The sequence below is a fragment of the Janthinobacterium sp. GW823-FHT06H09 genome (genome assembly GCF_058794735.1).
Window position 1 is genome coordinate 407,902 of the sequence record NZ_JBXAHC010000006.1, and the last position, 11,380, is coordinate 419,281.

Genomic DNA, 11,380 nt, shown 5'->3' on the forward strand with positions numbered 1-11,380 from the left:
ACGTACAACAAACGTCAGAATTAACCGTTTTTAACGAACGTCACGACGGTGCATTCAATCGTAGCGAGCGGAAGCGAATTGTGGCCGAGAAGCGCAACCGTACTGAAGTACGGTGAGCATCGCAGGCCGCAAGTCGCGACGCGCAGCAGATTGGATGAACCGTTACTGACGGACGCAGTCGACGAAGTAACCGCGCTTGCCATCGACTTCGCGTTTCACCAGACCATGCACATCCGTCTCGAAGCCCGGGAAGCGCTCGTTGAAGTCGCGCGCGAAGCGCAGGTAGTCGACGATGGTCTTGTTGAAGCGCTCGCCCGGGATCAAGAGCGGGATGCCCGGTGGATACGGCGTCAGCAGGATGGACGTGATGCGGCCTTCCAGTTCGTCGATGGCCACGCGCTCGATTTCGCGGTGCGCCATCTTGGCGAACGCGTCCGACGGCTTCATGGCGGGGATCATGTCCGACAGATACATTTCCGTCGTCAAGCGCGCCACGTCGTACGCCTTGTAGAAATCGTGGATTTGCTGGCACAGGTCGCGCAAGCCCATTTTTTCGTAGCGCGGGTTGGCCGCCGCGAATTCCGGCAGGATGCGCCACATCGGCTGGTTCTTGTCGTAGTCGTCCTTGAATTGCTGCAACGCAGTCAGCAGGGTATTCCAGCGGCCCTTGGTGATGCCGATGGTAAACATGATGAAGAACGAGTACAGGCCGCATTTTTCAATGATGACACCGTGCTCGGCCAGGTATTTGGTGACGATGGACGCGGGAATGCCCGTGTCGCCGAACTGGCCGTCCAGCGACAGGCCCGGGTTGACGATGGTCGCCTTGATCGGGTCGAGCATGTTGAAGCCGGGAGCGAGGTCGCCGAAACCGTGCCAGTCATCCTCGGCGCGTATCATCCAGTCTTCCTGCTGGCCCATGCCTTCGTCGTTGAAGGTGGACGGACCCCACACCTGGAACCACCAGTCCTGGCCCCATTCCTGGTCGATCTTCTTCATGGCGCGGCGGAAATCGAGCGCTTCCATGATCGACTCTTCCACCAGGGCCGTACCGCCCGGCGCTTCCATCATGGCCGCGGCCACGTCGCACGAGGCGATGATGGAATACTGCGGCGAGGTCGAGGTGTGCATCAGGTAAGCCTCGTTGAAGGCATCCTGGTCCAGCTTGACCGTGTCCGATTCGCGCACGAGGATTTGCGAGGCCTGCGACAGGCCGGCCAGCAATTTGTGCGTGGACTGGGTCGAGAAGATCATCGATTCCTTGGCGCGCGGACGGTCCTTGCCGATGGCGTGCATATTCTTGTAGAAATCGTGGAAGGTGGCGTGCGGCAGCCATGCTTCATCGAAGTGCAGGGTGTCGATCTTGCCGTCCAGCATTTCGCGCAGGGTTTCCACATTGTAGATCACGCCATCGTAGGTCGATTGCGTGATGGTGAGAATGCGCGGCTTCTTGTTCTTCGCTTCGCGCGCGAACGGGTTCGCCTCGATCTTGCGGGCAATGCTTTCCGGCGTGAATTCATGCAGCGGGATGGGGCCGATGATGCCCAGATGATTGCGCGTCGGCATCAGGAACACGGGAATCGCGCCGCACATGATGATCGAATGCAAGATTGACTTGTGGCAATTGCGGTCGACGACGACGATGTCGCCCGGTGCCACGGTCGAGTGCCACACCATCTTGTTCGAGGTCGACGTGCCGTTGGTGACAAAATAGCAATGATCGGCATTGAAGATGCGCGCCGCATTGCGCTCGGACGCGGCGACAGGACCCGTATGGTCGAGCAGCTGGCCCAGTTCCTCGACGGCGTTGCAGACGTCAGCGCGCAGCATGTTTTCACCGAAGAACTGGTGGAACATCTGGCCGATCGGCGACTTCAGGAAGGCCACGCCGCCCGAGTGGCCGGGGCAGTGCCACGAGTAGGAACCATCGTTGGCGTAGTGCACCAGCGCGCGGAAGAACGGCGGCGACAGGCCGTCCAGGTAGGATTTCGCTTCGCGGATGATGTGGCGCGCGACGAATTCCGGCGTATCTTCGAACATGTGGATGAAACCATGCAGTTCGCGCAGGATATCGTTGGGGATGTGGCGCGAAGTGCGCGTTTCGCCATACAGATAAATCGGGATATCGGCGTTCTTGTAGCGGATTTCCTCGACGAAGGCGCGCAGCGATTTCAAGGCATGGTCGGTTTCCTCGATGGAACCGCCGCCGAATTCTTCATCGTCGATCGACAGCACGAAGGCTGACGCGCGCGATTGTTGCTGGGCAAATTGCGACAAATCGCCGTAGCTGGTCACGCCCAGCACTTCCATGCCTTCTTTTTCCATTGCGGCGGCAAGGGCGCGAATACCCAGGCCGGACGTATTTTCAGAACGGAAATCCTCGTCAATGATGACGATGGGGAAACGAAATTTCATGCATGTCTCCAAAAAAGCAAGCCGCCCCTGACAGATGTGAAGGGGCGGACTAGGGCGCGACGGTCAGGCGGTCGTACAACCCGGCAGCCGCAGAAAAAAAATAAGAACGGGATTCTCGCAGAAATGCGGCGTCTGCGGGAAAAAAATATCGCATCAAAGCGTCACAAGCGTACGCTAGCGTGACGCATGGGTGTGACAGGGGTATTACAGCAACATGCTGGCGATCGACATCACCTTATCAGGCTTTGCGTTCCAGCGTGACAAAGGCGTAAGGCAGGCCGGATTTCTCCGAAACATGGGCCTCGCGCGCGGTTTCTTGCCACACGGCATGGTCAACGGCAGGGAAAAACGCGTCGCAATCAAAGGTCTGGCCGATTTCCGTGATGATCAAGCGCTGGGCCAGGGCCAGTGACTGCCGGTAAATCTCGGCGCCGCCGATGACGTAGCCTTCGGCGCCATCGAGCAGGGCGATGGCCGCTTCCACCGACGGCACCGCTTCCACGCCCTCATGGCGCCAGTCGGCATTGCGCGTGATGACGATGTTGCGGCGGTTCGGCAGCGGCCGGCCGATGGAATCGAAGGTCTTGCGGCCCATGAGGATGGGGTGGCCCGTCGTCAGGCGCTTGAAATGCGCCAGGTCTTCCGGCAGTTTCCACGGCAAGGTGTTGTTGATGCCGATGCCGCCTTGCTGGTCGGTGGCGACGATGATGGTCAAATGGCTCATTGCTTCTGTCAAAGTGGTGGGGGCATGGCCCGATGCCCGTCATTATCGTTGAAATTGCCGGCAGCCTCCAGATGCGCACGCATGGCTTGCGCCAGCTCGCTTGGTGCTTCCAGCGGAATCATGTGGCCGGTGTTGTCTTTTAGTAAGTGCAAGGTGGCATGCGGCAGGCGGGCCGCCATGGCGCGCAAATCGTCGGGATGGACGAGCTTGTCGTCTTCGGCGCCCACGATCAGCACGGGGAAATCGAGTTCCGGCAGGCGTGCCATCAGGTCGGGGCGGTCTATCGTGGTGATGAATTGCGCCAGCAGCACGTCCTTGCCCAGGTCCAGGCCCATTTGCCGGATCAGGCCCGTGATGGCGGCATCGTCCAGGTGCGACGGGTGCAGCAGTTCACGCAGGCGCTGGCGCGTGATGCCCGCATAGGCATTGCGCTCGAGCATGGCGACGATGCGCTGGCGCGCTTCGATTTCCGCCGGCAGCAAACCTTTGGCGGAATTGGCGATCAAAGTCAAGGATTGCACGCGTTGCGGGTGCGTCAGCGCGTGTTCGAGCGCCAGGTAGGCGCCCAGCGAAAAGCCCACCAGGTGGGCCCGTGGCGCGCTATGGTTGGCAATCAGTGTCTGCATCTCCGGGCGCGTGCGCGCCTCGTGCAGCGGCACATGCCGTAGATCAAAGGCGCCGCCCAGGGCAGGGGCCAGGCGCGACCACAGGCGCTCGTCGCACAGGGTGCCGGGGATGCAGTCGAGCCGTATCTTGGTATTGTTCAAGGACAAACCTGGGTTCAAGTCGCTCATGAGGGTGAAAATTTTTGTCGAGCGGCATTATCCGTTATTTTGCGTATTAGGACAGCCGTACGGCATTTTCCGCATGGCATTATTTTCAATAGTGCGCCGCTGACAAGCAGGAACTTTATGGTAGGCTCATGGCTCATCAAGCCGGGGTACCGGCGACGTGACCTGAAACACCGAATGCAACCCACACATTAAAGAGGAAACACCATGGCGATCAGTTTGCAAAAAGGCGGCAATGTCAACTTGAGCAAGGAAGCTCCTGGCTTGAAGAAAATCGTGATTGGCCTGGGCTGGGACCCGCGCGCCACCGATGGCGCCGCTTTCGACCTGGACGGCAGCGCCTTCCTGCTGAAAACGGATGGCAAGGCCCGTTCCGACGCTGATTTCATTTTTTATAACAATCTGAAGTCGGCTGACGGCTCCATCGTCCACGCGGGCGACAACACCACGGGCGGCGGTGACGGCGACGACGAGAAAATCGCCGTCGACCTGGCCAACGTGCCGGCCGACATCGACAAGATCGCCGTGGCCGTCACCATCCACGATGCGGAAAACCGCAAGCAAAACTTCGGCATGGTGGGCAAGGCCTACATCCGTTGCCTGAACGGCGACAACGGCACGGAAATCGCCCGCTACGACTTGTCGGAAGACGGCTCGACGGAAGCGGCCATGATCTTCGGCGAAATCTACCGCGCCGGCAGCGAATGGAAATTCAAGGCCATCGGCCAGGGTTTCAAAGGCGGCCTGGGCCCCTTGGCACGTTCTTTCGGCATCAACGCCTAATAACACCTGTCAAAACCTACTGCGCGTCGCGATTTGCGGCCTCCGATGCTCACTGTGCTAAAGCACAGCTCCGCGTCTCGGCCACAACTCGTTGCCGCTCGCTACGGTTTTGTCAGGCGTTGCAATGTAAAAAAGCGGCCCATGGCGGCGTTGCGTCGCCATGCACGTTCCGTACTATTCGTACTGTCTTCGGACGACGCGTCTCGCCCTGGGCCGTTGTCCGAAACTCTCACATCTGAATACATAATCCCATGGAAAACCTGATCAAGGGGCAGCGCCTGGCGCTGTCCGGCCTCGTCACGGGCAACGTCGTGGAACTGGGGCTCGCCAGCGCCGGCGTGCCGCTGGATTTCGCCTGTTTCGGCCTCGATGCCGCCGGCAAATTGTCCGACGACCGCTACATGACTTTCTTTAACCAGCCGCGCACGCCGTGCGGCGGCGTGGAAACATCGGCGCCGTCCGGCGATGCGGCAGGCTTCAGCTATCAGCTGGACCGTTTGCCTGCTTCCATCGAGCGCCTCGTCGTCACGGCCGCCATCGATGGGGCGGCCACCATGGCGCAGCTGGGCAGCGGCTACCTGCGCCTGCTCGACGGCGGGCGCGAACTGGCCCGCTTCGCCTTTGCCGGGTCTGATTTTTCGCAAGAAAAAGCCGTCATGCTGGGCGAGTTCTACCGCAAGGACGGGGGCTGGCGCTTCATGGCCGTGGGCCAGGGGTTCAATGGCGGCCTGGACGCACTGGTCGCGCATTTCGGCGGCGAAGTGGCCCAGGCGGCGGCGGAACCGGCGCCGGCACCCAAGATTTCCTTGTCGAAAATTTCGCTGACCAAGGCGGGGCAGACGCACAAGGTGTCGCTGGAAAAGGGCGCGGGCGCGCCGAGCAAACTGACCGTCAAGGCCACCTGGGTCGATAACGGCGATGGCGATGACGATAACGACGATCTCGACTTGCGCGTCGGTATCCTCTTGCCGAACGGCCAGATGCGCTTCATCCAGGCACCGGACGCGGCCGGCAACTTCGACAGTATGCCTTTCATGCGCCACCTGGGCGACGTGGCGGGCGCATCGGGCAAGGAACCGGCCACGGAAACGGTGGAAGTCAATCCTGCGCTGGCGCAACACTATGGCGGCACGGTGGGCCTCGTCTTCAGCGTGTATTCGGCGGTGGCCAATGGCGCCGTGTCGGTGGCCTCCATGCGGCCGAAGATGGTCATGCAGTATGGCCAGCAGATCGTCGAGTGCGACTTCGATTTCCGCCTGTCCAAGGCGGCCGAGGACGATTCCGTCTACACCTATGTAATCGGCATGGCGCGCGTCACGCCCGACAGCATCATCCTCGAGCCGTCCGGCAAGACGTCGGAGCCCGGCAGCGAAGCGACGCCGTGGCTGAGCTGGCAGGGCGAGAATCTGCAACTGGCCTTCAACGGCCCCGTTGTCTTCAAGGGCGAGGACAAGGAAGATGAAGATGATTGCAATGCGGACAATCCACGCCGCTATATCGCCTAGGAGATACTGATGGAAACCTTGTCCAAGGGTCAGCGTCTGCCGCTGGCCAATCTCGTTCCCGATGGCGTCTTGCAGGTCGGCGTTGCCGCCCAGGGCTTGGCGCTGGACGTGGCCTGTTTCGGCCTCGATGCCAACGGCAAGCTGTCCGACGAGCGCTACATGACTTTTTTCAACCAGCCGCGCACGCCGTGCGGCGGCGTGGAAGCGCGCGCCGGCAGCGGCGGCGACATGGCCGAGTTTGCCTTGCAGCTGGCGCGCTTGCCGGCCGGAATCAACCGCCTCGTCGTGACGGCGTCCATTGATGGCGGCGGCGTGATGTCGCAACTGCAATCGGGCCACGTGCGTTTGCAGGCGGGCGGGCGCGAGCTGGCCCGCTTCGCGTTCGCGGGCAGTGATTTTGCGCAAGAAAAAGCCGTCATGCTGGCAGAAATTTACCGCAAGGATGGCGGCTGGCGCTGCATGGCCGTGGGCCAGGGTTTCAATGGGGGACTCGATGCGCTGGTGCGCCACTTCGGCGGCGAAGTCGACCAGGCCTCTCCTGCCACCCCTGCCGCGCCTGCGGCCGCCTCTGTCGTCATGCAGGCAAAGATCAATCTGGAAAAGCGCGTCGAACGCGAGGCGCCGCAACTGGTGAGCCTGGTCAAGCAGGCGGGCGTGTCCTTGCAAAAAGTGGGTCTGTCCGACCATCGGGCCAAAGTGTGCCTGTGCCTCGATATTTCCGGCTCCATGGGACGGCTGTATAAAGAGGGGCTGGTGCAGCGCTTTGCCGAGCGCATCCTGGCGCTGGGCTGCAAGTTCGACGACGATGGCGAGATCGACGTTTTTCTTTTTGGCAAGAACGTCCACCATCCGGCGCCGATGGCCTTGAGCAACTGCAATACCTACGTGGGCCAGGCCATACAGCGTCATCCGCTGGAAGGCGACACGCGCTATGGCGCCGCCATGCAGGCGATCCGCGCGTTTTATTTCCCAGACAAGGCCGGCGGCGAGCGCACGCGGCCCGTCGCGGCCGAGCTGCCCGTGTACGTGATGTTCGTCACCGATGGCGGCACCAGCGACCAGGCGACAACGGAGAAACAGTTGCGCTGGGCCAGCAACGAGCCCATCTTCTGGCAATTCATGGGCATCGGCAAGGGACGCAAGTCGAAAAGCAAGTTCCTCGCCGCCTTTGCCGATTCCGATTTCCCGTTTCTGGAAAAGCTCGACGAACTGCAGGGCCGCCTGGTCGACAACGCCAATTACTTTTCCGTCAGCTCGCCCGACGAGCACAGCGACGCAGAACTGTATGATTTATTGATGACGGAATATCCGGGCTGGCTGAAACTGGCGCGCGGCCATGGCTTGCTGAGCTAGCTGAAGAGCAGGAGCGTCGCATAGGTGTTGCGCAGATACCGCATCTGACTTGATACTAATCATAAAAGATTGCTCTGAAGCAGCAATTTATGCGATGCTTGAGCATATCGCACCATCCAAAAAGAAGCTGTCATAGACGACAGCCTTCCACATCCGCCCAGACCCGCAGTTGTGCCTGTACGTGTTTTGTCTGCTATTGCCTGGAACTCCCGCCCACATACGTCGAGAGAACTGCGCAAGGCCGCGACAAACTCCTACTATTTTCCGTGTCGCCTCGCTTGGTGGCACGCTGACAAAGCACATTGAATAGAGGTTTGTATGAACCATATCTATCGCGTTGTATGGAATGCCACGACCGGTTTGTGGCAGGCGGTTTCGGAATTCGCTTCCGGGCGGACAAAATCGACTACATCGCGCACGCGCCGCCGTCAGACGGCAGTTGCGCTGCTGGCAGGTGCCGCGAGTGGTATCGCCGCCGCCGCTGGTCCCTTGCCCACGCACGGGCAGCTTGTAGCAGGCCAGGCATCGGTGGCTTATGCAGGAAAGACGATGACGGTCAACCAGTCCAGCCAGAAAGCAGCGCTTGACTGGACATCTTTTTCCATTGGACAAGGTCATACAGTCAACTTCGTGCAGCCTTCCGCCTCATCGGTCGCACTGAACCGCGTGGTGGGCGCCGACCCATCGATTATCCAGGGTGCACTGAATGCGAATGGCCATGTGTTTTTGGTCAATCCCAACGGCGTGCTGTTCAGTCCAACGGCACAAGTTAACGTAGGTGGCCTGCTGGCATCCACATTGTCGATGGGCACCGATGATTTTATGGCGGGCCGCTACCAGCTCGCGGGCAAGAGCACTGGCACGGTCGCGAACCAGGGCACCATTAATGCCACTGCCGGCGGCAACATCGTGCTGGTGGCAGCCCGGGTACAAAATAGCGGACAGATCGGAGCCGAACGCGGCAATGTCCTGTTCGGCGCCGGCAGCGAAGTGCTGGTCGATTTTGGCGGCCCCGTCAAGTTGCAGGTGCAGAAGGGCGCAGTTGACGCGCTGGTCGAAAACGGCGGCGCGATCCGTGCAGACGGAGGCAAGGTGCTCATGACGGCCAAGTCCGCCGGCGAGCTCACTGGCTCGGTGATCAACAATACCGGCATTATCCAGGCGCGCACGCTCGCGACGGGCAAGCGCGGCGAGATTTTGCTGCTGGGCGACATGCAGTCCGGTACTTTGCATGCCGGTGGACTGCTGGACGCCAGCGCGCCGCATGGCGGTAACGGCGGCGATATCGAGACTTCGGCGGCCCATGTCAATACAGCACCGGATCTCGTTGTCAACGCTGGCGCGGCCGCAGGCAAGGGTGGCGACTGGCTCGTCGATCCCTACGATTACACGATCAACCTGGCGGCGGCTACCACCATTACCGGCGCGTTGAACCAGGGCACGAACGTCACCATAACGACCCAGGCACCGGGCGGCACGGGCGTGACGGGCAGCGGCAGCGGCGATATCACGGTATCCAGCCCGATCGCCAAGACCGCTGGCGGCGATGCCAGCCTGACCTTGCGTGCCGACCGCAACATCGTCGTGGGTGCCGACGTCACGTCGACATCGGGGCGGTTGAACCTGACACTGTCGGCAGGCAATGCAGCGGGCGCCACGACGGGCGGCGTCAACGTTGCCGGCAACTTGTCCTCCAATGGCGGCAATATCCTCGTCGGAGGCGCCAACGGCAGCGTGAACGGCAACATCGCCTATGCGCTCAACACCAGTTCCAGCACCCCCGCCATTATTATCGGCACCGGCAAAGCCATCGATTCAGGCGGCGGGGATATCACGATCAACGGTCGCTCGCTCGTCGGCTCAAACAATGGCAGCTACGGCGGCGCGACGGCCGGGGTGTACATCCAGTCGAATGCCACGATCAGGTCGGGCAGCGGCAATCTGCTCATTAACGGCGAGAGCACCGGAGGCATCAAGACGTTTGGCCTGGCATTCCAGGGCGGTTCGAACACGGTGACCACGCTGGCCTCGTCCACTACAGGCGGCACGATGCTGCTGAACGCGGTCAACGCCACGCCAGGCAACTATACGTCTGCCGACCTCAATGCGGGAGCCATTGGACTGGTCTCATATGGAAGCCGTGCCCAAGTCGTATTCCAGGGCCCGTCGGTCGCCGGCTGGCTGGTCTATGTCAACGGCGCGCCCCAGTTGTCGGCCTACACGCAGGCACCTCAGCTGTCCAGCTGTTCGGCACAGCTGCCCAATTGCGGGACGATGGTCGTTCCGGGTTCCAACAACAGCTACCTCTATGCGACGTACCAAGCCGTGGACATGGCCACGCGCGCGCTGTTCATTACCCAAGCCGGTTCCGGCAGCAAGATCTACGATGGCAATACAGCGACCTACGGCCTGACGTATTCGGCCACCACCGACATTGCTAACTTTTCGGTGTCGAATCTGGTTCCGGCGCCTGCCTTCGCTACCACCAGCAAGAACGTCGGCACGTATACCAAGCTCGTGGCTGCATCGGCCAACCCCACCAATTACACGACGGGCGGCACGACGTATGCGGTCGGGTATTTCAACACCGGCAGCTTTTCCATAACGCAAAAACAGCTGACGCCCAGCGCCGCCGACAAGGTTTATGACGGCAACACGACGGCTGCAGTGTCAGTGGCCGGCGCGATCGCAGGCGATGTCGTCACGGCCAGCGGCACGGGTACTTTCGGTGCCAAGAACGTGGGCACGTACTCCGTCAATATCTCGGGCATTACGCTCGGCGGCGCGGACATGGGCAATTACAGCCTGGCGGCTAACTCCGCCAGCGCTACGGCGCAAATCACTGCGCGCACGGTCACACTTGGCGGCACCAGGACGTACGATGGATCGGCTGCTTTCTCGAGCCTCATCCTCGGCAATCTGGTCGCCGGCGAAGACCTCGGCGTGAGCGGCGCGACCGCCAACAGCGCCAACGCCGCTTCAGCGCGCTGGATCACGACGGCGTCGCTGCTCAACGGCGTGGACGGCCTGGCCAGCAACTATCAGCTGCCCGGCCTGGGCGCGGCCAGCGCAAGCAATGCCGTGTTCATTACGCCCAAGGCGCTCACCGTCAGCGGTATCAGCGCAACAAACAAGGTCTATGACGGCACCACGGCGGCCACGCTGTCGGGGGGAGCTCTATCCGGCATGGTCGGTAGCGAGACGCTGAACCTGGGCGCTATTGCCGGTGCGTTTGCCAGCAAGGACGTTGGCACGGGCAAGGCGGTGAGCTTGTCGACAATATCGCTAACGGATGGTACGGGTTTGGCCTCGAATTACACGTTCTCGCAGCCTGCAGGCGTCACGGCCGACATCACGCCGAAGGCGCTGACGGTATCCGGCATCACCGCCGCCAGCAAGGTCTATGACGGCAGCACGGCTGCCACGGTCAATGCATCGAACGTCGTGCTCACGGGCCTGGTCGCCGGCGATGCGGTAACGGTCGGCGCGACCGGCGCCTTTGCCGACAAGAACGCCGGCAACGGCAAGACGGTGATCCTGACCAGCGCGCATGGCGGCGCGGACGCGGGCAACTATGCGATCACGGACCAGGCGAGCGGCACGGCCAGCATCACGCCGAAGGCGCTGAGTATCACGGGCGTGTCGGCCGCGAATAAAATCTATGACGGCGGCACGGCGGCTACGCTGACCGGCGGCACGCTGTCGGGCCTGGTCGGCAACGAAACGCTCGCCTTGGGCGCATTGACGGGTGCGTTTGCCGACAAGAATGCCGGCAGCGGCAAAACCGTGACCGTCAGCGGCGGCCAGCT

7 protein-coding genes are annotated in these 11,380 nt (G+C 61.4%); 4 read left to right on the forward strand and 3 right to left on the reverse strand.

The window, feature by feature from the left end; all coding sequences use genetic code 11:
- Positions 1-162: 162 nt before the first annotated feature.
- The 3 genes from AC1Q6X_RS12985 to AC1Q6X_RS12995 form a co-directional block, all read right to left on the reverse strand.
- Complete coding sequence (locus tag AC1Q6X_RS12985; RefSeq protein WP_070224452.1) at positions 163-2,415, reverse strand: arginine/lysine/ornithine decarboxylase; 2,253 nt, start codon at positions 2,413-2,415, stop codon at positions 163-165.
- A gap of 238 nt (positions 2,416-2,653) precedes the next feature.
- Positions 2,654-3,139 carry a dihydrofolate reductase gene (locus AC1Q6X_RS12990; protein ID WP_121669778.1) on the reverse strand — a complete coding sequence of 162 codons (486 nt, stop codon included), beginning with the start codon at positions 3,137-3,139 and terminating at the stop codon, positions 2,654-2,656.
- Positions 3,140-3,147: 8 nt separating this feature from the next.
- Positions 3,148-3,933: an alpha/beta fold hydrolase gene (locus AC1Q6X_RS12995; protein WP_492497436.1), complete on the reverse strand. Its 786-nt coding sequence runs from the start codon at positions 3,931-3,933 to the stop codon at positions 3,148-3,150.
- A gap of 204 nt (positions 3,934-4,137) precedes the next feature.
- Here AC1Q6X_RS12995 and AC1Q6X_RS13000 point away from each other — a divergent pair, with 204 nt between their 5' ends.
- From AC1Q6X_RS13000 to AC1Q6X_RS13015, 4 genes are all read left to right on the forward strand, one after another.
- Positions 4,138-4,713 carry a TerD family protein gene (locus AC1Q6X_RS13000; RefSeq protein ID WP_070291613.1) on the forward strand — a complete coding sequence of 192 codons (576 nt, stop codon included), beginning with the start codon at positions 4,138-4,140 and terminating at the stop codon, positions 4,711-4,713.
- Between the two features lie 251 nt (positions 4,714-4,964).
- Complete coding sequence (locus AC1Q6X_RS13005) at positions 4,965-6,218, forward strand: TerD family protein (RefSeq protein WP_492497439.1); 1,254 nt, start codon at positions 4,965-4,967, stop codon at positions 6,216-6,218.
- A gap of 9 nt (positions 6,219-6,227) precedes the next feature.
- Positions 6,228-7,571 carry a VWA domain-containing protein gene (locus tag AC1Q6X_RS13010; RefSeq protein ID WP_492497441.1) on the forward strand — a complete coding sequence of 448 codons (1,344 nt, stop codon included), beginning with the start codon at positions 6,228-6,230 and terminating at the stop codon, positions 7,569-7,571.
- 318 nt (positions 7,572-7,889) lie between these two features.
- Positions 7,890-11,380: YDG domain-containing protein (locus tag AC1Q6X_RS13015; RefSeq protein ID WP_492497443.1), on the forward strand; the 3,491-nt coding region annotated here is incomplete at its 3' end.